Annotated in this window: 20 protein-coding genes; 8 read left to right on the top strand and 12 right to left on the bottom strand. The window is 52.3% G+C overall.

Annotated features, from left to right (window positions below):
• The first annotated feature begins 148 nt into the window (after positions 1-148).
• On the top strand, positions 149-2,344 hold the full coding sequence (locus ACO0LC_RS01820; RefSeq protein ID WP_423000038.1) for a C1 family peptidase: 2,196 nt from the start codon (positions 149-151) through the stop codon (positions 2,342-2,344).
• Positions 2,345-2,389: 45 nt separating this feature from the next.
• Here the strand turns inward: ACO0LC_RS01820 and ACO0LC_RS01815 are convergent, their stop codons facing one another.
• Both ACO0LC_RS01815 and ACO0LC_RS01810 read right to left on the bottom strand, forming a co-directional pair.
• Positions 2,390-3,724 carry an alpha-amylase family glycosyl hydrolase gene (locus ACO0LC_RS01815; RefSeq protein WP_423000036.1) on the bottom strand — a complete coding sequence of 445 codons (1,335 nt, stop codon included), beginning with the start codon at positions 3,722-3,724 and terminating at the stop codon, positions 2,390-2,392.
• Between the two features lie 221 nt (positions 3,725-3,945).
• The gene (locus ACO0LC_RS01810; protein WP_423000034.1) at positions 3,946-6,273 is read right to left on the bottom strand and encodes a DEAD/DEAH box helicase; all 2,328 of its coding nucleotides are present in this window, start codon (positions 6,271-6,273) and stop codon (positions 3,946-3,948) included.
• Positions 6,274-6,377: 104 nt separating this feature from the next.
• Here ACO0LC_RS01810 and ACO0LC_RS01805 point away from each other — a divergent pair, with 104 nt between their 5' ends.
• Positions 6,378-6,929 carry a hypothetical protein gene (locus ACO0LC_RS01805; RefSeq protein ID WP_423000032.1) on the top strand — a complete coding sequence of 184 codons (552 nt, stop codon included), beginning with the start codon at positions 6,378-6,380 and terminating at the stop codon, positions 6,927-6,929.
• A gap of 24 nt (positions 6,930-6,953) precedes the next feature.
• Here the strand turns inward: ACO0LC_RS01805 and ACO0LC_RS01800 are convergent, their stop codons facing one another.
• A complete protein-coding gene (locus ACO0LC_RS01800) occupies positions 6,954-7,859 on the bottom strand; it encodes a LysR family transcriptional regulator (protein WP_423000030.1) in 906 nt (301 codons plus the stop codon).
• A 195-nt stretch (positions 7,860-8,054) separates the two neighbouring features.
• Here ACO0LC_RS01800 and ACO0LC_RS01795 point away from each other — a divergent pair, with 195 nt between their 5' ends.
• From ACO0LC_RS01795 to ACO0LC_RS01785, 3 genes are all read left to right on the top strand, one after another.
• The gene (locus ACO0LC_RS01795) at positions 8,055-9,230 is read left to right on the top strand and encodes a M48 family metallopeptidase (RefSeq protein WP_423000028.1); all 1,176 of its coding nucleotides are present in this window, start codon (positions 8,055-8,057) and stop codon (positions 9,228-9,230) included.
• A 213-nt stretch (positions 9,231-9,443) separates the two neighbouring features.
• Positions 9,444-10,211: an SDR family NAD(P)-dependent oxidoreductase gene (locus tag ACO0LC_RS01790; protein ID WP_423000026.1), complete on the top strand. Its 768-nt coding sequence runs from the start codon at positions 9,444-9,446 to the stop codon at positions 10,209-10,211.
• Between the two features lie 56 nt (positions 10,212-10,267).
• Positions 10,268-10,573 carry an NIPSNAP family protein gene (locus ACO0LC_RS01785; RefSeq protein ID WP_423000024.1) on the top strand — a complete coding sequence of 102 codons (306 nt, stop codon included), beginning with the start codon at positions 10,268-10,270 and terminating at the stop codon, positions 10,571-10,573.
• A 34-nt stretch (positions 10,574-10,607) separates the two neighbouring features.
• Here ACO0LC_RS01785 and ACO0LC_RS01780 read toward each other — a convergent pair whose 3' ends face one another.
• Genes ACO0LC_RS01780 through ACO0LC_RS01770 form a run of 3 tightly spaced genes read right to left on the bottom strand, consistent with a single transcriptional unit; the run spans position 10,608 to position 14,144 of the window.
• The gene (locus ACO0LC_RS01780; RefSeq protein WP_423000022.1) at positions 10,608-12,377 is read right to left on the bottom strand and encodes an ABC transporter substrate-binding protein; all 1,770 of its coding nucleotides are present in this window, start codon (positions 12,375-12,377) and stop codon (positions 10,608-10,610) included.
• Positions 12,378-12,421: 44 nt separating this feature from the next.
• Positions 12,422-13,210: a substrate-binding periplasmic protein gene (locus ACO0LC_RS01775; RefSeq protein ID WP_423000020.1), complete on the bottom strand. Its 789-nt coding sequence runs from the start codon at positions 13,208-13,210 to the stop codon at positions 12,422-12,424.
• A 34-nt stretch (positions 13,211-13,244) separates the two neighbouring features.
• Positions 13,245-14,144, bottom strand: a complete 900-nt coding sequence (locus ACO0LC_RS01770) for a 1-aminocyclopropane-1-carboxylate deaminase/D-cysteine desulfhydrase (RefSeq protein WP_423000018.1) — start codon at positions 14,142-14,144, stop codon at positions 13,245-13,247.
• A gap of 80 nt (positions 14,145-14,224) precedes the next feature.
• On the opposite strand from ACO0LC_RS01770, the gene ACO0LC_RS01765 reads away from it, so the two are divergent.
• A complete protein-coding gene (locus ACO0LC_RS01765) occupies positions 14,225-14,899 on the top strand; it encodes a GGDEF domain-containing protein (protein WP_423000016.1) in 675 nt (224 codons plus the stop codon).
• A 61-nt stretch (positions 14,900-14,960) separates the two neighbouring features.
• Entirely contained in the window at positions 14,961-16,916 is a 1,956-nt protein-coding gene (locus ACO0LC_RS01760) for a CocE/NonD family hydrolase (protein WP_423000014.1), read from the top strand.
• Between the two features lie 53 nt (positions 16,917-16,969).
• Here the strand turns inward: ACO0LC_RS01760 and ACO0LC_RS01755 are convergent, their stop codons facing one another.
• Complete coding sequence (locus ACO0LC_RS01755) at positions 16,970-17,842, bottom strand: DMT family transporter (protein ID WP_423000012.1); 873 nt, start codon at positions 17,840-17,842, stop codon at positions 16,970-16,972.
• Positions 17,843-18,018: 176 nt separating this feature from the next.
• On the opposite strand from ACO0LC_RS01755, the gene ACO0LC_RS01750 reads away from it, so the two are divergent.
• Positions 18,019-18,591: a hypothetical protein gene (locus ACO0LC_RS01750; RefSeq protein ID WP_423000010.1), complete on the top strand. Its 573-nt coding sequence runs from the start codon at positions 18,019-18,021 to the stop codon at positions 18,589-18,591.
• A 28-nt stretch (positions 18,592-18,619) separates the two neighbouring features.
• On the opposite strand, the gene ACO0LC_RS01745 is transcribed toward ACO0LC_RS01750, so the two are convergent.
• The 5 genes from ACO0LC_RS01745 to ACO0LC_RS01725 all read right to left on the bottom strand — a co-directional run bounded on the left by ACO0LC_RS01745 (position 18,620) and on the right by ACO0LC_RS01725 (position 24,922).
• Complete coding sequence (locus ACO0LC_RS01745; protein WP_423000008.1) at positions 18,620-19,435, bottom strand: TatD family hydrolase; 816 nt, start codon at positions 19,433-19,435, stop codon at positions 18,620-18,622.
• Between the two features lie 215 nt (positions 19,436-19,650).
• On the bottom strand, positions 19,651-20,406 hold the full coding sequence (locus ACO0LC_RS01740) for a LytR/AlgR family response regulator transcription factor (protein ID WP_423000006.1): 756 nt from the start codon (positions 20,404-20,406) through the stop codon (positions 19,651-19,653).
• A 21-nt stretch (positions 20,407-20,427) separates the two neighbouring features.
• Positions 20,428-21,768, bottom strand: a complete 1,341-nt coding sequence (locus ACO0LC_RS01735) for a sensor histidine kinase (RefSeq protein ID WP_423000004.1) — start codon at positions 21,766-21,768, stop codon at positions 20,428-20,430.
• A 133-nt stretch (positions 21,769-21,901) separates the two neighbouring features.
• The gene (locus ACO0LC_RS01730; RefSeq protein ID WP_423000002.1) at positions 21,902-22,345 is read right to left on the bottom strand and encodes an ANTAR domain-containing response regulator; all 444 of its coding nucleotides are present in this window, start codon (positions 22,343-22,345) and stop codon (positions 21,902-21,904) included.
• 114 nt (positions 22,346-22,459) lie between these two features.
• Positions 22,460-24,922 (bottom strand): S9 family peptidase, encoded by a 2,463-nt coding sequence (locus tag ACO0LC_RS01725; protein ID WP_423000000.1) that lies wholly within the window; start codon positions 24,920-24,922, stop codon positions 22,460-22,462.
• Between the last annotated feature and the right edge of the window lie 172 nt (positions 24,923-25,094).

The following is a 25,094-nucleotide window of genomic DNA, read 5'->3' as shown; positions in this document are numbered from 1 at the left end:
CAGCCTTTTTCTTTGCCGCTGGCATTTTTCGCACATCACAAATTATTAAACTATTGCCAAGTCAAATAAATCCTGAGACACTTCCATTGTCAATAATATAAGCAATGCCCTTGCTTGAATTTGCGCTTTCCCCACTCAGGAGGCTTTGATGCCAACCCAAATCATCCCTTTCAATGGCAGTGAACTGGCGCTGGATGCGCGCCCTGATCGTCTGGATATCCGTGACCGCATGTACATCCCCAGGGTATTGAACCTGCCACGAGCGTATCCCGACAAGGATTATGTCAAAACCCAGTTCAGCAAATACCTCAAGGAAGGCATGGTCCTGGACCAGGGCTCGGATGGTGCCTGCACCGGCTTTGGCCTGGCAGCCGTCATCAATTACCTGTTCTGGCGACGAGATGACATCAACACAGAGAGTAGTCCGCGCATGATTTATCATCTGGCGCAACTGTATGATGAATGGCCGGGGGAAGATTACCTGGGTTCCAGTTGCCGCGGTGCTCTCAAGGGCTGGCATAAACATGGTGTCTGCAGTCGCAAACTCTGGCCGTATACCGTCGACAAAAATGATCGGGTGCCCGCCTTTGAGCCACCCAAGTCTGGCTGGGAACGAGACGCGCTGACACGTGCGCTAGGCGTCTACTACCGCATAGACAAGGAATCGATTACTGATATGCAGGCCGCTATTACCGAGGTGGGTGCGGTCTATGTGTCTTGCAAGGTACATCAGGGCTGGGCGCTGCCTGTAGTTAAAGCCAGGAGTTTCACCAGCCTGGAGCAACTGCCTGTCATCAGCTTTAGTGAAGTCAATACTGGTGGTCATGCCTTTGCCTTGCTGGGTTATACCGACCAGGGTTTCGTCGTACAAAACTCCTGGGGCAAGGATTGGGGCTTGCAGGGCTTTGCCATACTCAGCTATGACGACTGGCTGGTGAACGGTACGGATGTCTGGACTGTCTCTCTCGGCGTGCCCGTACGCTATGTCGATGCCGTCAACCGTACCCGCGCAGAAAAACAATTGGCGACACCCGCCAATATACCACCTGCTGCGGCCTTCAAGGCCAGTGGTTCTGCCCTGGTGCCGAATAGTGCCAGCGCACAAAACAAGTCGGGGCAGCCCAGTCTGAGCATGGACCAGGCGTATAGCCTGACTGTGGTCATGGGCAATGACGGCGGACTGATACAAAGATTGCTGGAAGTCGCCAACGCCGAGGCAACAGTAGGCAAGGTCTTGCTCGACGCACCGCAAGCCTGGCTAAAGCAACAGGGCAAGAACAAGACCTTGAAACTTGCCTTGTATGCCCACGGTGGCTTGAACAGTGAAGATGACTCGCTCAAACGCATTGCTGCCATGGCGCCTTATTTTTTGGCAAATGGAATTTATCCGGTCTTCATCACCTGGAAAACCGGATTGAGTGAAACACTGGTGGATATCATCGAAGACAAGATGAAGGATTATTTGCCCGGCTCAGTCTTGTCTGGCGGGTTGCTGGAGCAACTGAAAAGTCAGTTAGCAGATACTATGGACTGCACACTAGAAAGCCTGGCGGCCAACCTGGGTGGCAAATCACAGTGGGTGCAGATGAAACAAAATGCAGCAATGTCAGTAGAAGATGGTGACCCACCGCGTGGTTTGCATGTCATCGCCGAGCGCCTGAAAGATTTGAACAAGGCGTTGGGCAAGGGCAAGCTGGAAATCCATTTGATAGGCCATTCAGCAGGTTCTATCTTGCATGGACATTTAATGAAGCTACTGGAAGAGCGCCAACTGATGGTCAGTACTTGTAGCTTGTACGCACCAGCTTGCAGTCTGGAATTTGCCGAAAGCAATTACCGTCCCGCCATAGAAAACGAGATACTCAAACGGGAAAATTTTCATATCCACCTGATGTCGGATGCGCGCGAGCTTGACGACAATGTCGCCGGGATTTACCGCAAGTCCTTGCTATACCTGGTGGCACGCGCCTTTGAAATCCGCCATAAAACACCTTTGCTGGGCATGGCGACCAGCCTGGATGCTGCTTATTTTCTTGATGACAAAACCAGGGATGGTCAATGGAATGAAGCCAGTGTCGCTACACTGACAAGCTGGAATAAATTCTATTGGGGTAAAAACCTCCCCAGTCATTTCGCCGCAGATGGCGAGGGTTTGACGGTTGCGCAAAAAGCCCGTTTGCATATCATCAATGACACCCATGTCAATTGTGGCAAGCGCCGGATCCCGGTGGCGCACGGCAGCTTTGATAATGATGTCGACGTGGTCGCACAAACCCTGGCACGCATCCTGGGTCTGACTGGCCCGGAAGCCTTGCCTGTGCCGGTAGAGGATCTGGATTATTGAAAGCTCCCGGGCCGCAGATATTTTCTCTGCGGCTTGAGACTATGTTTACTTGACCAGCACCTTGTATTCCCAGGGCTGGAGTTCAATTTGCTGGCCTTGTTGAATGACTTCTTTCTTGCCGGTAAACAGATTGCTGAGTCCAGTTGCAACTGGCTTATGCAAACTGAAACGCTGTGCTTGTCCACTCAGATTAAAAACACCTACCACTTGATTACCCGCCTTGCTGCGTGAAAATGCATAGATTGCGACATCATTCGATGTTGCCATGTGTACCTGTTCTGCACCAGCCCTACCATTCCATAAAGCCTGATTGCTTTTCTTTAACTGGAACAGCCTGGTATAGATAGCCTTGTAGGGATGCTCTTGCCACTTGATGGGGTCGCGTTCAAAAAATTCCAGACGCTTGGTATTGCCTGCTTCCTGACCTGAATACAGTAGCGGCATGCCTTTCAGCAAATTCGACAAGACCAGGAAACTTTCTGCACCATCACCCAGGCGTTCAAACTCTGTACCTTCCCAGGAATTGAGATCATGGTTGGACGTATGCAGCATGCGGTAAGCATTGGCATGGAATTTCTTTTCTGGTCCGGCCATATAGGCTGCCAGGTCATTGGCGTTTTTCTTGCCTTTGGCAATCTCTCCAAACAAGTCCTTGAGTTGCCAGGCATAAGTCATGTCAAAGGCTTTTTCATGCAAATCCGTGGCTTCACCTTCAGCAAGCATGAATACCGGCTTGACTTTATCGAGTGCTGCCCGCGCCTCGTTCCAGAAATCGGTCGGTACCATCTCAGCCACATCACAGCGATAGCCATCGATACCATATTCTGTCAGCCAGAATTTCAGCGCCTCTATCATCTCTGCCCGGAGTTCTTTATTCGCATAATTGAGTTTGATGACATCTTGCCAGTCTGCAACTGGCGGTACGAATTCACCCTTGTCATTCTTGAGGTAATACTCGGGATGGGATGTGACCCAGGGATGATCCCAGGCTGTGTGATTAGCCACCCAGTCTATGATGACCTTCATGCCCAGTGCATGTGCGGCATCGACCAGGTTCTTGAAATCTGCCGGTGTACCAAATTCAGGATTGACACCCTTGTAGTCGCGGATAGCGTAATAACTACCCAGCGTGCCCTTGCGGTTTTTTTCACCGATAGGGTTGATAGGCATGATCCAGATGACGCCTACCCCCATCTTCTTTAGTTCGGGCAGGTATGCCTGAAAATGCTGGAAACTGCCTTCGGGTGAATGCTGGCGGATATTTGCTTCATAAATCGCGGCATTCTTGCTCCATGCTGGGTGTTTCACCGTGCTAGTGCTTTGTGCAAGTGCAGGCAAGGATATCAGGCTCAGCAGAGCCAGACTGGCTAGTTTCTTCATGTTGTTGTCTCTTTATTGATTTATGTAGTTAAGATACATCAAGAAAAAGCCAACCTCAAGTTAAATAGCATGAAAATAAATAATCAATAATAAAATCGAGACATATATTTGTAGTTTAAATACATTTCGCAAATTGAATACGCAATAAAAAACCCCGCATGAAAGCGGGGTTTAGTCGGGGTTTGGCTTGCCAATTGATTCACCAAGAACTCCGTCAGGCTTTATTTAGGACCCTTGCGATGCGGCTTGGCTGCTGCTGGCTTGCCTGCTCCATAACCCTTGGCTTTTTCTGTCACGCGGCGATCAGCGCCAGCTTTCTTGGGTCCGAAAGGTGAGGGCTGGTTTGCTGGCAGAGGCTTGCGCACATGGTCTTCACCGACTGGGCTGATCTGGATTTGTTTACCTGCAACCCAGACGCCTTTCAACTGCTTCAGCAATTCCTTGGGCATGCCATCTGGCAGGTCCAGCGTACTGTAGTCGTCGAAAATATCGATACGGCCTATATGCTTGGCTTCGAGACCGGCTTCATTGGCGATCGCACCGACGATATTGCTAGGCGTTACTGCATCTGCCTTGCCAACTTCGATACGGTAAGTCAACATGGGGATGCTGACCTTGCCTTTGCCGTCAGCCTTGTCTCTCTTGGGCTTGGCTGGACGGTCTTCGTCCATGGGGGCGCGGGCAGCGCGATCTACTACCTGGTTCAGCTTGCTGCCTGGCGCTGCGTCGGCAACACTAGGAGTGCGGGGCGCACGCTCGCGAGGTGCTTCTTCACGCGCTGCACGTGGTGCCGGGCGGGATGCTGGCGCGCTGCTGCCTTGCGCTCTTTCTGCACTGATGCGCAGGGCCTGGCCAGCCACACGCACCGAACTCAGATGTTCCATCATGTCACCGGGCAGATTGTCTGGCAGATCAAGGATGGTGTAGTCATCATAGATATCGATACGGCCGATGAACTTGGATTCGATATTGGCTTCATTGGCAATTGCACCAACGATATTGCCGGGCTTGACGCCATGATCATGACCCACTGCGATACGGAAAGTCTGCATGCCAGGCTCTGGTGTACGCGGGCTGTGTTCGCGGCGTGCGCCACGGTCTTCACGCGGTGCGCGTTCAAAACGGTCACCCCGGTCGCCACGATCACCCCTGTCGCGGTCACCACGTTCAGCGCGGGCAGGGCGCTCATCGCGCCAGCTATCGTCGTTCTTGGTTTCCTTGCGGTTTTTATCCAACAACAAAGGCTCATCGCCGCGCGCCATTTTGGCGAGTGCCGCAGCAATTTCCACAGCCGGGATATTTTGCTCGCGCTCAAAATCTTCGATCAGGGAAGTGAATTCCTGCAGGCCGCCTTGTGCCAGCGTGGCAGAAATCTGGTCCTTGAAGCGGGCGATACGGACATTGTTAACTGTCTGTATGGTTGGCAACTCCAGCGGTGACACTGGCTGACGTGTTGCACGTTCAATTGCTTTCAAGAGGTTCTTTTCACGTGGTGTGATGAACAGGATGGCTTCACCACTGCGACCTGCGCGGCCAGTACGGCCTATGCGGTGGGTATAGCTTTCTGGATCATACGGTACGTCATAGTTGATGACGTGGCTGATGCGCTCTACGTCCAGACCGCGAGCAGCAACGTCAGTAGCGACCAGGATATCGATTTTGCCGTCTTTCAGTTGCTGGATAGTGCGTTCACGCTGTTGCTGGTTGATGTCACCATTGATGGCAGCAACCGAGAAGCCTCTTGCATCGAGCCTGGCTGCCAGTTCTTCAGTACCGAGTTTGGTACGGGCAAAAATGATCATGCCGTCAAAAGTTTCGGCTTCCAGTATGCGTGTCAGTGCATCGAGCTTGTGCATGCCGCTGACCAGCCAGTAACGCTGGCGGATATTGTCGGCAGTGCCGGTCTTGGCAGCGACCGTGACTTCTGCTGGTTTATTCAGATAAGTCTGGGCGATGCGCTTGATGGCGGAAGGCATGGTGGCCGAGAACAAGGCGGTCTGGCGGCCTTCCGGCGTTTCTTGCAGGATGCGCTCTACATCATCGATAAAGCCCATGCGCAGCATTTCATCAGCTTCATCCAGCACCAGGGTTTTCAGTGCAGATAAATCCAGCGTACCCTTGTCCAGATGGTCGATGACACGGCCAGGCGTGCCAACCACGACATGCACACCACGGCGTAGTGCCGAGAGTTGCGGGCCATAGCTTTGGCCACCGTAGATAGGCAGGACATGGAAACCAGGGATATGGCGGGCATAGGTCTGGAAGGCTTCTGCCACCTGTATTGCCAGCTCACGCGTAGGTGCCAGCACCAGGGCCTGCGGCGTAGTCTGGCGAATATCAATACGCGACAGGATAGGCAGGGCAAAGGCAGCGGTCTTGCCTGTGCCGGTCTGAGCCTGACCCAGGACGTCGCGGTTGGACAGCAAAATCGGTATGGTGGCCGCTTGTATAGGCGACGGTGTTTCATAGCCTACATCCTGCAAGGCGCGCATGATAGGCGCACTCAGTTGCAGGTCTTCAAAAGTAATCGGGGGTTTGTTTTCTGACATGGCGATGCTCGCTCGTTCGCTCGTATCGCAGGATGCGACAAGATGGTTATCCCTACAGTTTACTCTTCTGCGGCTAAGTCAGGGGAAATACCTGCCAATGGTGCTTGACAAAAAATAAAAATTTTATTTATTTTTACTCACTTATAAATTATATTTTTAATATTACTAGATATCAGTTTAGCACTTTATCTGATGTGCAATCCCAAGTAAAACTGACTAAAACTGAAAAACCAGACTCAGGAAAGCTGTACACCATGAAAAAATACCTGTTATTGGCATACGCCTTTATTTGTTTTGGGGGCACGGCACTCGCTAGCAGCACTGCCAGCGCTGTTGACCTGCCCTCTGATGCTATTCGTCTATACGCAAAAAATCCCAAGGTCGATGTGCTGTTGAACATCTCGTATGAGACTAAAAACCAGGCAGACATAGACACATTTCGCAAGGCTGCTGACGATCTGGGGCTGCGCTACAAATTGGTATATAGCTTCTCTGCGTCCAGCGATAAAGCCACAACAACAAAATGGAAACTACAAATCAGTAACAAAGTCGCCGCTCAGGACAACAATGCAGACAAGCAGGTTAGTGCCCTGTATGAAGCTGTTAAATCAAAGGTCGGCAGTTTTTCCTGGGAAGTTACGACCACTCCCAAATAAGTGGCGCTGCAATAAGCCAGAGCCTCATTTCATGAAATCGATGAAAGCCCGCAAAGCCGCCGACTGATGACGGCGGCTGGGGTAGTATAAATAGCTGCGCTCGGGCGCCGGCCACCAGTCTTCCAGCACATATTGCAATTGCCCCTGCTGCACCAGTTCATCGGCATAGCCACAATAGGTATAGCAAATCCCGGCGCCATCGCAAGCGACCTGCGTCGCCACATAGAAATCATCAAACACCAGCGCGCCGTTGGTGGCAACTTCCATCTTTTCTTGCCCGTGCTGGAATTCCCAGCGATATCTTTGCCCGCTGGGGAAGCAGAATTGTATGCATTGATGTTGCAACAAATCATGCGGCGTTTCAGGTATCCCGTGTTTTTGCAAATAGGCAGGAGAGGCACAAACGACAAAACGGATTTCCCGCCCTACCGGAATCGCTACCATGTCCTGCTGCAGGCTTTCACCAAAACGCAGGCCTGCATCAAAGCCCTGTTCCACGATATCGATGAGGGCATCACTACTGACAACTTCAAGTTCGACTTCAGGATAGGCGGCATGCCAGGCAGCCATGACCGGAGCAAGTGTGAGTTGCGCGGCCGGGCGCGGCACATTCAGGCGCAGGCGTCCTATTGGTTTGTCCCTGAGTTCATTCAGGCTTTCCAGTGCCCCCTGGATTTCTTGCAAGGCAGGTTGCAGGCTTTGCAATAAGCGTTCCCCTGCCGGGGTCAGGCTGACGCTGCGGGTGGTGCGTTGCAATAGCCGCATACCCAGCTTTTTTTCCATCCTGGTCATGGTGTGGCTGAGTGCGGATGCCGTGAGCTGCAACTCCTGCGCAGCCTGGCGAAAGCTGCGACACTCGGCGACACGAGAGAAAGCCAATAAATCATTCAAGTCTGGCGACATGGGGATAAGTCCTTGTGTGATGGGCATCATTATATGGATGCGCTCAGGAATAAGGTGGATATTGACCATCGCCTTTGTCATCACCACCAGAATACCAAGGCATGCCCTCAGAAAACCAAATAAGAAAACAGGGATTGCTGCTTTATAATTCTGTCGCCCTGATAGGAGTTGCTCAGGCCCGCTAGCAACACTGGCAACTCATCTTTTCGTCCCAGGATACTCATGGACTTCGCTTCCAGCAAATATCAATGTCACGCTTTTCATGCATCCCTGCCCGGTGGCCGGGATATAGGTGAACTGAGCGCCTCGCCGCTTGGCATCAGTTATCAAGTGGCATCCTTGCTGGGTACACTGTCTTTTGCACACATGGAATTGACACTGGGCGGTGCCGAGAACAAGCTGGTCTTCATCAATCATGCGCACAAGCCGGACCTGGTGCTGTACACCAGCGACCTCAGCATACTCAAGCACCCGGCCTTGCTGGCCCATCCAGAATGCTCGCGCCAGATTGCAGCCTTAGGGCGCAAACGCCTGCATGGCAGGGTAGCCCTCATCATCCTGAGCTTGCTGATCCTGACCTTGCCATTGTTATTGATATGGCAAATAGATAATTTGTCTGGCTATGTCGCCAGGCAAGTGCCAGTGGAATGGGAAGAAAAGCTCGGTGCCAGCGTTGCGGCCCAGGATGATATGAAAAACAAGCGCATGCCCAAGCTTGAGGCAGATGCGGTATTAACACCATTGACAGCACCCTTGCTGCAAGCCCTGCCTGCCTCGCCGTATCACTATGTCATCCATATCATCAACGATAGCAGCAGCAATGCCTATGCCTTGCCAGGCGGTTATGTGACGATACATAGCGGCCTGATCCTGAAGGCTGGCAACGCCGCAGAATTGCAAGGTGTGCTGGCGCATGAAATCAGTCATGTAGAAGAACGCCATGGCACCCGCAGCATCATAGGCAATGCGGGTATTTACCTGGTGGCCAGCGCGGTCTTTGGCGACGTCAGTGGTTTGCTGGCCCTCGTCAGCAATGCCGCACCGATGCTGCTGAGCCAGCAATATTCGCGTCATTTTGAAACCGATGCCGATGAAAAAGGCGTGCTGCTGCTAAAACGCGCCAACATCAATCCTGCAGGTTTGCCAGTTTTCTTTGAACGTATGATAGCCGAAGAAAAATCTACCCTGGAAAAAATCGACAACCAGCAAGCCCGCGAAGCCTATAAGCAAGCCCTGGGCTTGCTGAGCACCCATCCTGCCAGCGAAAAACGCATGGCACATCTGCGTGAACTGACAGGCAATCCACAAGGCCCCTACCTCAATCAGGAAGTCGAATTCAAGGCCTTGCAGGAAGCCGTCAGAAAATTTGTTGCCAAGTCTCCGGTAACGCCATCTTGAACTACCCCCGCCAAAAGCATGCTGGCATGGCCTTACTACGATTGCCAGCATTCAATGATTCATCATTCCGGTTCAATGTTTGCATCAACTTCGCGTAAAGAAAAATTCCAATTACTGAAATTAAATCACTAATATCATGAACAAAACATGGATTGTTTCACCAATTCATATCCACCATACTGCCATTTCCCCCACCTCCACAGGAAAACCGAAATGTCAGCCATCACCAACGAATTCCAAGACCAAGTCATCGTCGTCACTGGCGGCTCCTCAGGCATAGGCCTGGCCAGTGCCCAGGCCTTCCTCAATGCTGGTGCCAAACGCGTCTACATCACTGGCCGCTCAACCAGCAAATTAGAGCAAGCCAGGGAAATCCTGGGCAGCAAAGTCATCCCCGTCACAGCAGATGTCGCCAATCTCAGCGACCTGCAAGCATTGCATGAAAAAATTGCTGCCCATGGCGATCAAATCGATGTCTTGTTCGCCAATGCAGGCATCGCTATCCACAATCAGTTTGGCAAGACTACAGCAGCTGAATTTGACGATACTTTTAATACCAACGTCAAAGGCCTGTTCTTCACTGTACAAAGCCTGCTGCCCTTGATGAAACCAGCTTCTGCCATCGTCCTGAATGCCTCTATCGCGGCCAGCAAGGGTATGCCTGACCTGAGTCTCTACAATGCTTCAAAAGCAGCTGTGCGCTCGTTTTCGCGTAGCTGGGCCAATGATCTCAAGGACAGACAGATACGTGTCAACACTATCAGCCCCGGTGTGACCAGAACGCCCATCATGGAAAATGGCCTGGGCATGAAAGAAGCAGACATCGACAACTTTTCCGCCTATCTGGCAGGAGCAGCACCGGCCGGGCGTATGGGTCGACCAGAAGAAATTGCAGCTGCCGTCTTGTTCCTGGCCTCCCCAGCGGCCAGCTATGTGAATGGCGTGGAGTTGTGTGCGGACGGCGGCCTGATCCAGGTCTGATGAAGATCTGGCATTCGGTGTAAGATAAACTTTCTGACACCAAGCACCCCGATATCATGATCACCTGCTATATACGCTACATCATCGATCCCGCCAAACTCAAAGAGTTTGAACATTATGGCAAATTGTGGATACCTTTGGTCAACAAGTTTGGCGGCCAGCACCATGGTTATTTCCTGCCTTCTGAAGGCGCGAATAATGTGGCGCTAGCACTGTTCACTTTCTCCAGCCTGGCGGCCTATGAACAATACCGCATGCAGATGATGGATGACCCTGAATGCCGGGCGGCGTTCAGGTATGCAGAAGAACACAAGTGCATCATCAGCTATGAAAGAAGTTTTTTCAGGCCGGTGATGAGCTAGTTCAGGAAGTCCATGGCAGCGGCCAGCAAAATGCTTATCTGGTTTTTTCCACATCCAGGAAGCGCCAGTCACCGCGCAAGATGGGATGTGTTTTATAGCCCTTGACCCAGGGTTGTATCAGCCAGTTGCGCACGCGCCAGAGTTCCATGCTGTGCACGGTGTCGGCTTCCAGGATGCGTTCCATGGTGTTGAATAACTTGATACGTTCTGGCCCGTTGGGCATCAGGCGGGCCTTGTCATAGGCTGCATCGAATGCCTCAGACTTGTAGCAACCATGATTGCCGCGGTAAGCGTTCTTGCCGTAATACAGTTCCATGAAATCCATGCCATCCGGGATGTCGGCGATATAACCCATGCCAAACATCATGAGCTTGCACTGGTAGGCCGATTTGAGGTTATCGGCAAAACCGGCGACGGGGAATTCTGCCCGTATGCCTATCTTGTCGAGAGAACGCTTCCAGATTTCCATGCGGGCATAGTCCTTGGTCTTGGGGGCAGAATGGATGCGCAGCTTAAGTGGCGAACCATCAGGCATGGTACGGAAACCATCTTCACCGCGCTTGTAGCCAAACTTGTCGAGCAGCTGGTTGGCAAGCTTGGGATCATAGGCATTGCTGTTGCGATAGCTGGTGTCATGCCCCGCCACGTCGGGAGGCACCATGGACTGGGCCTTGATGGCTTGCCCGAACCAGACCTGGTCTATCTCTTCCTGATGATTGAAGGACAGGGCAATGGCACGGCGCAGGGCAATTTTATCCTTGCTGTAACCACCAACGGTAGAATCCTGGAAATTGAAGAAGGTACGCGTCACGCCAGGGTCAACAGTGCGGTACAGCCGCAAGCCCTTGGCTGTAAATTCTGGTTTGAGCTTGCCCTGGTCCAGTAATTTGACCGAGGCTGCCGGCACCAACTGTTCAAAATCCAGCTGGCCAGAATCAAAAGCCAGCCAGCGCGATTGCTCTTCTTCTATGATGGCAATCTCTACCCGACCGACCTGGGGCATTTGCTTGCCCTTCATGTCCTTGATGATCTGCTTGTCCCACTCTGTGCCCGCGCCCTGGAAGTCCCATATAAAACCGCGGTATTCAGGATTGGCTTCGAGAATAATTTTACTGCGTGGCACATATTGCTTGAGCATATAGGCACCCGTGCCTACCGGATGCTGGTTGACTGTTTCACCATAATACTCAACCACTTCACGTGCCACCGCGCCACCCAGGGGTTTGGCAAGGTAGTAAATCAGGCCGGGCTGCTGCGTCTTCATGCGCAGGATCAGGGTATAGGGGTCTGGAGTCTCCAGCCCGGCGATGGCTTTGTCATAATCAAACTTGCCAGTTTTTTTGGCGGCAGCCACCAGCTCATCAAGCCCAACTATCTTGCCTTCCAAGATGCTGGCCTGCACTGAGCGGTTATTCGGATCGACCAGGCGCTTGAAGGTATAGGCATAGTCACTGGCCTGTAATTCGCGGCGCTGGCCCTTGAAGGCAGGATCAGGAGAAAAATAAATCCCCTTCTTCAGACGGAAGGTCAGGGTCTTGCCGTCATCACTGATGGCGGGCATGGCCTCTATGGTGTTGGGCACCAGTTTGGCCGGACGGGCCAGATAATCATAAGTGACCAGGCCTTCAAAAACCGCATCCGACACCCAGTTGGAATAGGCACTATTGGTGCGCATGGCATCAAAGCCATCATCGGCGGCTTCGAAGGACAGATGCAAGACCTTGTTAGGATCAGCAGCAGCCATTACAGGCAGGCTCAGGCTGCAAAGCAGTGCCGTCAGCACAACCGTCAGGGAAGATTTCATCTCTGGAAAGGAAAAAGCTAAAGCCAGCAGGATAACAGCGAAATTTAACGCATGGATAAACCATATTTGCGCATGATCCTGTCCATCTCGCCGGTTTCTTGTAAAAACTGTATCGCGGTATTGATTTGCTCCAGCTTCCAGGCAGATTTATGCGACAAGGCACATTGAGTCTGCACGACTGAAAACGGCGTTTTAGAGATTTTGTACAAGCTGCGTTTTTCCGGGAAATTCTTGAAATAACCTTCGATTTCCCCATCAGAGCTGACCATGGCATCCGCTCCACCCAGTGCCAGCAAACGAAACATGCCTGGTACGTCAGTCAGGTCGACACGCTTGATTTTACCGTCTGCCAACTGGCTGGCAATCTGTGGGTAATGGTAGCCCAGTTGCAAGACCATTTTCTTGCCTTCGAGTTGCTGCGGCACGATTTCTATACTGGCTTTGTCCGCCAACACCACCACTCTTTCCACCTGGGGGAAAGTGGCGACAGTCCAGTTAACTTCCTTGGGGGAGTCAAACCAGGCAGGACTGGAATAACACATGAGATCGGCGTCACCCTGTATCACCACGCTCTCTATGCGCCGGCGTGAATAAGGCGCATAGCTGGCTTGTGCAGTGAGTTTTTTTGCCAGTTGATCCGTGAAATCTTTTTGCAAGCCCCCTACCAGTTGGTGGTTTTTGTCAAAAATATTCAAGGGATAATCGAGATTTTCATAGACAGCCACCCGCAGTTGCGGCTCGGCAGCCAGGCTAGCTGTAGAACAGGCCCAGCACAAGAGCAGTCCAGCCACACAGCTGGCAGCAGTGAGCGAACTTGCACGCTGTCTTTTCATATTTGCACCTAGCACAATAGCTACAGCTACAACATCACGACGACCTTTGGGTGAACCCACGTGCCCCTTGCAAGCCACCCGTGTGAATAGCGATGACACTGGCATTTTGAGCCAAATGACCATGATGCCACAACTGGCGCAAGGCAAACAGCATTTTGCCTGTATATACCGGCTCCAGGGCTATCTCTGTCTCTTGCTGAAATTGCTGGCAAAATGCCTGCAATTCAGGCGGTGCCTTGCCATAGCCACCATGATGGAATTCAGTCAACAACTCATAGTTTTGATGATCAGGATAACCAGCCTGCGTCAACAAGCGGCTAATCTCTGCACGCAGATAATCTCCCTGGCTGATCGCTGCGACCCCCAGCACTTTGGAGCGACCACCAAGACCCGCCAGCAAACCCGCCAGCGTTGCCCCCGTGCCGCAGGCTACCACCAGATAATCTGGTATGAAGGGTAACTCAGTGATCAGTTCTGCCGCACCGCGTAAGGCTAGCGGCGCGCTGCCGCCCTCGGGCAGCCAAAGGGTATCTGCTACTGGCGAGTCCAGATGGCTGCGCCAGGCGGACTCCTCCAGCCGCAACTGGCGATAGGCGTCCCGGTTGACGAAACGCACTTGCATGCCCAGGGCTTTGACATCATCGAGCATGGCGCTGTGCATGCCTTCGGCACCGCGTATCAGGGCAGTCGCTGGCAAGCCTAAAGCATGGGCTGCATGCGCCAGGGCGTGGATATGGTTAGACCAGATCCCTCCCATGGAGACGACGTGACAGCGACGCCCTTGCAAGTCCAGCAGGGGATATTTCAATTTACGAAACTTGTTGCCCGATACCTGGGGATGCAGCATATCGTCGCGTTTCACCCACAAATCCAGACCAGGGAAAAGCTGGCTGCAGACTTGTTGGCAGGGAGAAGCAGGGCTGGTGAATAACATGCTTGGCAGAAATGCGGGGGACAATGGTAAAGTGCCATTGTAGCGCCTGGCGCTAGACCTAGTCCCTAGCCGGAGAGTACATGCCCACAGATTTTAAGCAGCCTTTGTTAAATGCAAGACAACAAATAGACCAGTTGATCAAGCAAATCAAGAATGAAGGACATCAGGACAACCTGCAAGACAGCCTGCTACCCACGCTGGAAACCGTACTGACCCAGCTAGACAGCATGGCCAGGCATGATCACCTGACCGGCGCACTCAATCGTCGCTCGCTGATGGCCATGCTCGATGGCGAACTGGCGCGCTCCTTTCGTACCGGCCACACCTTTACCCTGGCTATCATCGCCGTTGATGGCCTGGAACAGATACTAGAACAGCATGGCCAGGCAGCCGCCCGCCAGGTCCTGCAACAAGTCGCCAAAGAAGCCTTGAACATGCTGCGCACCCTGGATTCCTTTGGTCGCGTCGCTGCCAATGAATTTGCCATCGTCATGCCAACCACCTGGCTGGAAGCCAGCCGCAAAGCCATCGCCCGTTTGAAGCTACGCATTGCTGAAGTTGACTGGAATGCCATTTCACCCGGCCTGACAGTGACTTTTGCCACTGGCCTGACCACCAATGCCCACAAAGACAATGCCGAAAGCATGCTCAAGAGAGTAGGTATAGCCTTGCAAGCTGCGCGCAGCCAGGGGGCAGACAAGATTGCCGAAATTGAACCGCCCCTGCCCGACTACGATCCCGCTGCAGAAGATTAGGGAACTTGTAGCAAGCTTTGCACACCAAGCTAGTCCAAACATAAAAATATCCAGGGAAATCATGAGAACACCCCACTTGCGACAAGTGCTGCCTGCTGCATCCATCTTGCTGGCTGCATTATTCACCAGTCTTGCCATACCAGCGCTGGCCTTGAACAACAATATAGTCAGCGCCAGCAATAGTGAGGACAAGGCCGATGCAGCCAAACTGCGGGCAGAATACATACGCAAAAATTATGCAAAATTTGAATACCGCATCCCCATGCGCGATGGCAAATTGCTGTTCACTGCGGTGTATGTGCCAAATGATGCCAGTGCCAGCAAGCGTTACCCCATCTTGCTGAACCGCACCCCCTATTCCATCGCCCCTTATGGCGGTGACCAGTACAAAACCATGCTGGGGCCAACCGCCGAATATGAAAAAGAAGGCTTCATCTTTGCTTACCAGGATGTGCGTGGTACTTATATGTCCGAGGGTGAATTCGTCAATATGCGTCCGCATATAGACCAGAAAAAATCCAAATCTGATATCGATGAAAGCAGTGACACCTATGACAGCATAGAATGGCTGCTCAAGCATTTACCCAATCAGAATGGCAAGGTAGGCCAATGGGGTAATTCCTACCCTGGCTTTTATACTTCGGCTGGTGCCATCGATGGCCACCCTGCATTGAAAGCCATTTCACCTCAGGCCCCGATTGCCGACTGGTTCCGTGGTGATGACATGCACAGGAATGGTGCCTTGAACCTGCAAATGGCCTTTGGTTTTTTCTATAGTTTTGGTCAGCCACGTCCGCAGCCGATGGCGAATGCAGGCTGGAAAAATTTCAACTTCGGCACACCCGATGGTTACCAGTTCTTCCTCGATCTGGGCCCGGTGGCGAATGTGAATACGCGCCACTTCAAAGATGGCATCCCTTTCTGGAATGAAATTACGGCTCACCCGAATTATGATGATTTCTGGCAAAGCCGGAATATCCTGCCGCATCTGAAAAACATCAAGGCAGCGGTGCTGACTGTCGGTGGCTGGTATGACACGGAAGACTTGTATGGCCCTTTGAATACCTATAAGGCCATAGAAAAACAAAACCCTGGCATACAAAACACCCTGGTCATCGGCCCATGGACACATGGCGGCTGGTTCCGTACCGATGGCGATAAAGTTGGCGATGCCAGTTTTGGCTACAAGACCGTACAGACTTATCAGCCTGTGGAACTGGCCTTCTTCAAGCATTACCTGAAAACCGGCGACAAACCTGCACTGGCCGAAGCCTGGATGTTTGAAACTGGTGCCAATCGCTGGCGTGGTTTTGACAGCTGGCCCCCCAAGGAGAGCAAGGACCAGGCCTTGTACTTCCACGCCCATGGCAAGCTGAGTTTCAGCCCGGCGACAAATCAGGATACGCAGTCAGATGAATACATCAGTGACCCGGCCAAGCCCGTACCGTATACCACCGAGGTCATGACACGCTGGAGTAATCAATATGTAGCCGCCGACCAGCGTTTTGCGACGAGTCGCCCTGATGTCTTGACCTGGCAAAGCGAGGTACTGGAAAAAGATGTGACCCTGGCAGGTCCCTTGAATGCGGACTTGTTTGTCAGCGTGACTGGCAGTGATGCCGACTTCGTGGTCAAACTCATCGATGTCAACCCACCCAATCTGGAAGTCGATACACAAACCAATCGCGGCAACCAGCAAACCCTGGTCAGGGGCGAACCCTTCCGTGCCCGTTATCGCGATGGTTTTGAGGCGGCCAAACCCATGGTGCCAAATCAGGTGACGGAAGTAAAATTTGCCATCAACGATGTCTTCCACACTTTCCAGCGTGGCCATCGCATCATGGTGCAAGTGCAGTCGAGCTGGTTTCCTTTCATCGATCGCAATCCGCAATCCTTTGTGCCCAATATCTATGAAGCCAGGGAAAGTGATTTCATCAAGGCCACGCATAAGGTCTACTACGGCAGCAAACAGCCTAGCGCCTTGCGCGTAAAAGTCTTGCCAGCACTGGACGAATAAGAAAATGCCGGTCACCCTGCATGGAGTGGCCGGCATTTTTTATCTGCCTGTCTTCAAACCGTTTTCTTGACTGGTTGGAACACCACCAGCCAGGTCGCCAATACCACGCCAGCACAGCCTATGATGGTGTTCAAGCTGATATGCTCATGCAAGAACAGATAACCCCACAGCAGGGCAAATAAGGGGATCAAAAAAGTCACAGTCAATGCCTTGGTTGGCCCCAGGTCGGCCATCAGGCGAAAGTAAATCAGATAGGCGACAGCACTGCACAGCAAGGCCAGGGCTATACCTATCATGGCGATGTTTGCAGTGATCTCACCTTGCACTGGTGCCAAAGGTAAAAAGGGTAGCAAGACAAATGCCGCACCCACTTGCGACCCCGTGGCCATTTGCATGGGCGTGATACCCACCAGTTTTTTCTTGGTATAGATACCGACGATGGCATAGCACAAGGTTGCGCCCACGCAAGCCAATACTGCCAGCACCAGCTTGCTATTGAACTCCACTGGCCCCAGCCTTACCAGGAAGGCGACACCAAGCACGCCTATCGCCATGCCTGCCATCTTACGCAGCGTCAATTGTTCACCCAGGAAGGCCGCGCCCAGCATCGCACCCCATAGCGGGCTGGTGGCATTCACGATTGCCGAATAACCGGCAGGTATGCTGAGCGCCGCATACGAATACAAGGCAAACGGCAGAGCAGAATTAATCGTGCCCAGTATCAGGAAAGATTTCCAGTTGTCACGGAAATTCATGGCCCGGCCAGTAAAGTACATCATCGCCAGCAAGGCCATGCCCGCCAGCCCTACCCTGACTTCGGCACTCCACAAGACCCCAACCACCGGTGCCAGCACCCGCATGAACAGGAAGGACGCACCCCAGATCGCGGCCAGGGAAATCAAACGTAATAAATCAGCACTGCGCATATATACTCCATCAAAATCAGAAGCCCAGCTTAACAAACTACGCAGAAAGCTGCTGGCAGTTTTCGGACATGGGAAATACACGCGCCTGCGCACAAGTCTGATACATTCCGGTACAGGCAAATTTTTGAGCGTGCTAGACTTTCAAACTCATTTACAAACGAGACAGAAAGTCCCTCATGGCAAGCGCAAACCCTTCCTCCCTGCTGATAGGCACTGCCGTAGGTGCGTTGATATTGTGGCGCGTCATTTCACGCGTGCGGCGCATGGTGGGACGGCAAAAATATTCTGGTGTACGTGCTGGTATCACATTGTGCATTTTCCCTCTACTGATCGCCCTGGTGATGTTCAGTTCGCTCAGACATGAGGGTAATCTGCTCTTTGTATTGGCGGGGCTGGCAGTGGGTACTGGCCTGGGCATCTATGGTCACCGTTTGACCAAATTTGAAAATGGCCCTGCCGGAAAATTCTATACGCCAAATGCCCATCTGGGTATCGCCCTGTCACTGCTGATGATAGGCAGGATAGCCTGGCGCATGGGTAGTCTGTATCTGACAACACAATCCTTCACACCTCCACCCGGCGATTTTGCCAGCAGCCCGCTGACCTTGTTCCTGTTTGGCATGTTGGCGGCGTATTACATCAGCTATGCCATAGGCCTGCTACGCTGGTCACGTAGTTTGCGGGCTAGTGCGCCACCTGCTGCAACAGATGTTGCCGATAAGATTGAGGTCGCAGACCAACAGGCCTGAGTGAGATCAGGGCTTATTCAACAATGCGCTAAGCTGCCTTAGATAAGGATAAGCCAAAAAACTGCTCGGTATTGCTACGCACCTGCTGTGCCAAAGTCACTGGTGAAACCCGCAAGATAGTCGCCACCGCCTGCAATACGACAGGCAAATACATGGGCTCGTTGCGGCCATCATCAGGGCGCACAGGCAGATTGCGCGGCAATAGAAATGGCGCATCGGTTTCTATCATCAATTTGTCCTTGGGTAAAAACTTGACAGCCTTACGTAGGTCATCGCCGCGTCTTTCATCACAGATCCAGCCGGTGATGCCTATGTGGCAGTCGAGGTCCAGGTAGGCACGCAATTCTTCGGTGTTACCAGTAAAGCAGTGCACTACCGCACCCTTCAATTGCGGCCGGTATTGTCTGAGCAGAGCAAAAAAATCCTCATGCGCGTCACGCTCATGCAAGAACACTGGTTTTTGCAAGCGTACTGCCAATTGCAATTGCGCTTCAAAGCAGGCACGTTGTTGCACTTCTGTAGAGAACATGCGGTTATAGTCGAGGCCGCATTCACCAACAGCCACGACAGTGTCGCTGGTCGCCAGTTTTTCTATGGTCCTGGCACATTGCGCATTCCAGTTCTTGGCTTCATGCGGATGCACACCTGCAGTGGAACTCAGGTAGCCTGGATAATTTTGAGTCAATGCATGGGCATCGCGACTGGCCTTCTCGGATGTTCCAGTGACGACGATGTGTTCCACGCCAGCCTCTTTGGCTCTGGTGATGACAGCCTCAAGGTCGGCATGAAAACGATGGTTGCTGAGATTCGCACCGATATCTATCAGTGTAGGTTTTTGTAGCATGGTATAAATTTCCTGTTGTTTTTATTATTTGGACTACCGGCCGCTCAACACTAAAGCTGAGGGTATACAGAAGCAGAAACTGCAAAGGATAGTCTGGATAGATCCAAATCTTATTTTTAAAAAGATGACGCTGATTGCAACGCCAGCGCCATCTTAATGCGAATTAAATGAAAATATCAAGCGTTTCAGCCAACCCTGTTGTAAATTCAAACCGATCACATAGGCTTGAAGCGCCATGCATATGCCTGGCTGACTTTCAGTTTTTCTTGCAAGCCCCTAAGCTCTACCGTGTACTTGCCCATCTCATCCCTGTGCGCACGAGTAATAGCGTCGGCCCTTACCACGACACCCCGGTGCACTTGCCAGAAAACATCGGGATCAAGACCATCCATGATTTCTTTCAAAGGCTTGCGTACATGGGCCTCATCATCAGCGCACACCACACGGGTATATTTTTCATCCGAGCTGAAGAACAGGATTTTTTCTACCGGAAACATCTTGATAGTGTCACCCACACTGGCACTGATCCAGCGTATCCGTTCTGCGGTCGTATTTTTTAAGCGCTTGTCGAGTTCGAACATGAGCAGGCTGACATCGGCTGCGGGCTGCTTGCTGGCGATACGCTCCTTCAATCTGGCCACGGCTTCCTGCAATCTGGTTTCGGAAATTGGCTTGAGCAAATAATCTACAGCTCCAGCGGCAAATGCGTCCAGTGCATGGCTATCGTAAGCCGTGGTGAAAACAGCATGACAACGTCCTTTGATGGCATGCGCCACGTCTAGGCCTGTCATGCCGGGCATACGGATATCGAGGAAGGCAATATCCGGTTCCTCCTGGTGTATGGCTTCCAGTGCTTCGGCACCATGTTCACATTCGGCCAGTATCTCCAATTCTGGCCAGGCTTTGTTGAGCATGCGGCGCAATTCCTTGCGGGGCAAATCTTCATCGTCAGCAATGATGGCAGTCGTCATGAAACAGTTCCTTAATTCGGTTCAGGCTTCCAGAGGAAGCAGGATAGTTGCAGCAACACCGCCATCGGCCCTGGCTTTCAATACCAGGCTGGCACGCGCACCATACATGGATGCCAGCCGCTCGTGGATATTCGCCAGGCCTATGCCGGTGCCAGAACTGGCGGCAGCAAAACCAACGCCATTGTCGGCCACGGTTAGCTCCAGCATGTCCACGCTATCCTGCTGTATTTTTTTTGCCTGAACAGCGATATGTACCGCACCAACTTTGGGTTCCACACCGTGTTTGACAGCATTTTCTACCAGCGAAATCAACATCAGCGGTGGTAGTGCGGCGTCGCTTACTTCACTGTCCACACTGTAGCTCAGGCGCGGTATGCGTGCCTGCATCAGGCCCAGGTAGGCAGCGGCCGCTTCCAGTTGCTGTTTGAGCCTGCCCTGTGCTGAGCTGCCATCGCTACGCATTTGCGGTATGGTGGCACGCAGATAATCAACCAGATGATCGACGATGGCCGTCGCCCTGTGTGGTTCTGTCAGTATGGCTGAACGCACGCCTGCCAGGGTATTGAACAAAAAATGCGGCTCAACCTGGGCCGCTAATACCGAGAGACGCAATTCGGCTTCGCGGCGGGCTTCTTGTGCGGCCTTGAGTTCTTGCTGACGCACAGCTTCTATAAGGCGCTTTTTTTGACGGAAGAAATACCAGAGATCAACGGCACCTGCAGTATATGTGATGACACCACCTATAAACAGCATGGAAAACCCCTGCATGATTATTTTCAAAGCCGGTGATTGTTCTATCTTTTTGACTTCCTGGTCTTGTTCGCTGGCCTGGGCAGGGCGTACTGAGACACCGGGCGAGGTCCCCACTTTCTTTGGTTCAGACTTGTCAGTGGCGCTGATAGTGCCACCGACAGCAAACGAGACATCCTTGCCACCAACTACCAGATATTTGGTCAGATAATTACTTCCCGAAAATATGCCATAGCTGAGCAGTCCCCCCAGCAGCAGGGCCAATGTCAGCAAGACAGCTTCCTTCTTGCTGGCATATGCCTGTTTTCTTACCCAGACTGCGATGGCAGGCCCTATCAAGTGCAGGGCAGTACCACCTAATGTCAAAGGGACGAAAACAACCGCGGCCTTGCTCAGATCCGCACCAATCAGCAAGCTGATCAGCACTACCAGCAAGTCAACAATGGCAAACAAACCCAGCCATGCCTGCGCCCGATAGCGGAACCAGGTGCGAGAAAAAACCGGATAGCTACGCGCCCTGGTCAGCCAGGTTTCGCTCTTGGCAGCCACTTCGGCCGGCAATAATTGTTCTGAGGTGTGTAAAGCTGTACGCATACGGGTAGTAGCAGACATGGCAAATCCTTATGATGTTATGCCAGTAACTCATTTCATTGATGAGTGCCAGTCTAAGGATTGCAGGGGTGGAATAGGAAGAATGCGATAAAACTTGCTGTCAGTCGATGAAATGCGTTTTTAAGGCGACAGATTATTCACTGGGGGCTTCGCCTCCCGCTTCGACTCCTCCCTCGGGCGCTAGCTCAGTCATGGAAGCTCTTTGCTGTTTGGCAATACGTATGATGGTATTGCGTATGGAGGTCAAGACCGCCACTGAATTAAAGGGTTTCACAATGAAGCCCTGCACCCCGCGCTGCTGGGCTTGCTGCAGAATGTTTGCATCGATTTTTGAAGACACCATGAATAGCAAGGCCTTGGGTAGCTCAGCCTTGATCTTGTCGAGCAAGGCCAGGCCCTCTTCATCCGCTTCCCCTATATCGACACAGACTATTTGCGGTTTCAGCTTGATCACACGGGCCAGGCTGGCTGGCGTCAGATTCGCATCCCCCACCACGTCGTGGCCGCCGTTCAGCAGAACAGAAGCCAGCAAATTGCGGGCAACGGCATTCGCATCCAGGATGACGGCTTTTAGCATGTCTAAATGTAGAAAAAGATTCAATTTGCATATTAATGCAAAACTTTAAGTTCATGTAAAAAAGGCGGCAGATCTGTCGTATCTGCCGCCCTTCCATATTATTTTTACTATATATCAGTCCCGGCTGCTATCGGGCTTAGCGTTTTTCACATAAGTCTCCAGCCAGCGGTCCTGCTCCCACAGCATATGCAGGATGGATTCGCGGGCGCGGTAGCTATGGCTCTCATTTGGCAACATGGACAATCTGGCCACCCCGCCCAGGCCTTGTATGGCCTGGTACATGCGTTCACTTTGCATGGGGAAAGTACCAGGATTATTGTCTTGTTCACCATGAATGAACAAAATCGGGTCCTTGAACTGATTGGCGAAATTAAACGGAGACATGTCTTGATAGACTTTGTTGGCTTTCCAGTAATTCCTGTCTTCAGACTGGAAACCGAAAGGTGTCAGGCTGCGGTTATAGGCACCAGAACGGGCAATACCGGCACGGAACAAGCGCGTATGCGCCAGCAAATTTGCCGTCATGAAAGCGCCATAGCTATGGCCACCTATGGCAATGCGGTGGCGGTCTCCCACGCCCAGGCGCACTACTTCTTCCACTGCTGCCTCGGCATTCATCTTTAATTGCTCAAGATAATTGTCATTCGGCTCTTTCTTGCCCTCACCTATGATGGGCATGGTGGGGCCATCAAGCACGACATAACCACGCGCCAGCATGGGTAGCGGGCCATTGTAAGACATGCGGTTGAACTTGTAGGCAGAGCCTATGACTTGCCCGGCTGCTTCTGCGGTTTTGAATTCACGCGGATAAGCCCACATCAGCACAGGGCGCGGCCCATCACGCTTGGGATCATAACCAGGTGGCAGATACAGGGTAGCTGTCAGGTCAACACCATCGTCGCGTTCGTAGCGGATTTGCTGCTTTTTGATCCCTTTGAATTGCGGCATGGGATGCGGAAATTGCGTCAGTACCCGCGGTGCAGCACCCTGCAATAAATCATGCAAATAGAAGTTGGGTCTTTCTTCAACCGACTCACGGCTGGTGATGAAACTGCTGCCCTTGTCATTCAACAAGGCGAGCACTTCTTCATAATAAGGTGCTTGCGAGCGCCACAGGCGCGTGGTTTGCTTGTTGGTCAAATCGTATTTATCGAGGAAAGGCCGGTCGCCTTCTGGGCTGGCGCCCGTCCCGGTCAGGAAAATGGCACGGCCATCCGGGCTGATGCGCAAGACCAGACGGCCCTGGGCATTCTGGGTCATCACCGGGTTACCAGGATTGCTGTACTGGTCTTCTGATTTACGGGAAAACATCAGTTCCGGCTTGCTATCCGGTACTCCTGGCTGTATGCGCCAGCTGCGGGTGTCGCGGGTCTTTACCCAGTTCTCGGTAACGATGGCAAGATAGTCATTGCCCCATTGCACATTGCCAAAACGCCAGGCCATGTCCATGATTTTTTGTGCTGGTGTATCAAACGGCGAGGCTTGCTGGAACAGGGCATCATGGACTTTGCTATTGACTTCAGGATCGCCACCTGCCTGGGCTTCCAGCCAGTACAGGGTGGCAGGCTTGTCGCTGCGCCAGCCAAAATCACGCGGACCTGCCTGCACAGCATCATTGCCTGTGGGCAGGCGTTCACGCATGGGGCGTTCAGCCACGGTCTTGATTTTCTTGCCCTGGATATCCCACAACTCTATAAGCTGGGCAAAACGGTCCACCGGCAACATGGTGGAATAAGGACGGCGCAATTGCGTCGTCAAAATCAGTTTGCCATCCGGCGAAGCCAGGGATTTGATCAGGGTCATGGGGCGGGCTATACGATGCAATTCCCCCTTCAGGTTGACAATGCCTAGTTGTGTCTGCAAATACCAGTCCAGGGTATCACTATCCCTGGCCGTCCTCAGCATATCGGGATAGGTACGGTTTTGCGAGGTCTTACCCCCTTTACTTTCCTGCATATTCGGTCCGGCTGGTAACATGGAAGCTGCTGGCAATTCCTTCTGGCGCAAAGGCGTCAGCCTGACCAATAATTTTTCTGAACCTTCTATCCAGGAAAAGCCAGGGCCGGTAATTGCATTGAGCTTGTCAGCCATCAGACGGCGGGCTGCACCCCTTTTGACATCCACCAGCCATAGCTCAACACCGCCATCTACCCACAGGCTAAAAGCCAGCCATTGTTCATCTGGCGACCAGGCTGTTTCTGCAATCTTGAGTCTGGCAGGCAAACCCGTCACTTCTCTTACCTTGGCTGTGCTGATATCAAGCAAACTCATGCCATTGCCAAAATCGAAATGGCTGGCAGCACGGGTACGTGGATTAATGCGCAAACCCGCCAGGCGTAATTCTGGCTGGGAAACATCGGCAATACCGGGCAGGCCAGGCAGGTTCAGCAACACTGCCGTCTTGCGTTGCGGCCCCAGGCGAAATAGCGGGCCTCTGGGGGCATCGACGACGGCTTGCAATTCTGCCGGTGGCAGCTGGTAGCCAGATTCCGGTACATTGCCAGCCCGGATCTGGCTACCAGTCGAGGCTAACAAAGCGAGGGTAGCGGCGACGAACAAGGGTTTGATACGTATCATTAACAGAGCATCCTGATCTACAGCTTAACTACAGCTTGACAATAATTTCAGGGCTAATTTGATAATTTTTTATGCCCTATAAAAAACTACCGCCCCAAGATGGGGCGGAGTTTTTATTGCATTGTAAGCGCTTTACAGGCTTTTTACAGCTTAGTTACGAGCTCATGATGAC

The sequence above is a fragment of the Undibacterium sp. JH2W genome (genome assembly GCF_049340425.1).
Classification (GTDB): domain Bacteria; phylum Pseudomonadota; class Gammaproteobacteria; order Burkholderiales; family Burkholderiaceae_D; genus Undibacterium.
Note: the sequence above shows the minus strand (reverse complement) of the source record. Positions and strands in the feature narration are given on the sequence as shown.

What these genes read in the sequence shown, in the direction of transcription:
- ACO0LC_RS01820 (WP_423000038.1), top strand. Translation starts at nt 149, where the DNA reads ATGCCAACCCAAATCATCCCTTTCAATGGCAGTGAACTGGCGCTGGAT.
- ACO0LC_RS01815 (WP_423000036.1), bottom strand. Translation starts at nt 3,724, where the DNA reads ATGAAGAAACTAGCCAGTCTGGCTCTGCTGAGCCTGATATCCTTGCCT.
- ACO0LC_RS01810 (WP_423000034.1), bottom strand. Translation starts at nt 6,273, where the DNA reads ATGTCAGAAAACAAACCCCCGATTACTTTTGAAGACCTGCAACTGAGT.
- ACO0LC_RS01800 (WP_423000030.1), bottom strand. Translation starts at nt 7,859, where the DNA reads ATGCCCATCACACAAGGACTTATCCCCATGTCGCCAGACTTGAATGAT.
- ACO0LC_RS01795 (WP_423000028.1), top strand. Translation starts at nt 8,055, where the DNA reads ATGGACTTCGCTTCCAGCAAATATCAATGTCACGCTTTTCATGCATCC.
- ACO0LC_RS01790 (WP_423000026.1), top strand. Translation starts at nt 9,444, where the DNA reads ATGTCAGCCATCACCAACGAATTCCAAGACCAAGTCATCGTCGTCACT.
- ACO0LC_RS01785 (WP_423000024.1), top strand. Translation starts at nt 10,268, where the DNA reads ATGATCACCTGCTATATACGCTACATCATCGATCCCGCCAAACTCAAA.
- ACO0LC_RS01780 (WP_423000022.1), bottom strand. Translation starts at nt 12,377, where the DNA reads ATGAAATCTTCCCTGACGGTTGTGCTGACGGCACTGCTTTGCAGCCTG.
- ACO0LC_RS01775 (WP_423000020.1), bottom strand. Translation starts at nt 13,210, where the DNA reads ATGAAAAGACAGCGTGCAAGTTCGCTCACTGCTGCCAGCTGTGTGGCT.
- ACO0LC_RS01770 (WP_423000018.1), bottom strand. Translation starts at nt 14,144, where the DNA reads ATGTTATTCACCAGCCCTGCTTCTCCCTGCCAACAAGTCTGCAGCCAG.
- ACO0LC_RS01765 (WP_423000016.1), top strand. Translation starts at nt 14,225, where the DNA reads ATGCCCACAGATTTTAAGCAGCCTTTGTTAAATGCAAGACAACAAATA.
- ACO0LC_RS01760 (WP_423000014.1), top strand. Translation starts at nt 14,961, where the DNA reads ATGAGAACACCCCACTTGCGACAAGTGCTGCCTGCTGCATCCATCTTG.
- ACO0LC_RS01755 (WP_423000012.1), bottom strand. Translation starts at nt 17,842, where the DNA reads ATGCGCAGTGCTGATTTATTACGTTTGATTTCCCTGGCCGCGATCTGG.
- ACO0LC_RS01750 (WP_423000010.1), top strand. Translation starts at nt 18,019, where the DNA reads ATGGCAAGCGCAAACCCTTCCTCCCTGCTGATAGGCACTGCCGTAGGT.
- ACO0LC_RS01745 (WP_423000008.1), bottom strand. Translation starts at nt 19,435, where the DNA reads ATGCTACAAAAACCTACACTGATAGATATCGGTGCGAATCTCAGCAAC.
- ACO0LC_RS01740 (WP_423000006.1), bottom strand. Translation starts at nt 20,406, where the DNA reads ATGACGACTGCCATCATTGCTGACGATGAAGATTTGCCCCGCAAGGAA.
- ACO0LC_RS01735 (WP_423000004.1), bottom strand. Translation starts at nt 21,768, where the DNA reads ATGTCTGCTACTACCCGTATGCGTACAGCTTTACACACCTCAGAACAA.
- ACO0LC_RS01730 (WP_423000002.1), bottom strand. Translation starts at nt 22,345, where the DNA reads ATGCTAAAAGCCGTCATCCTGGATGCGAATGCCGTTGCCCGCAATTTG.
- ACO0LC_RS01725 (WP_423000000.1), bottom strand. Translation starts at nt 24,922, where the DNA reads ATGATACGTATCAAACCCTTGTTCGTCGCCGCTACCCTCGCTTTGTTA.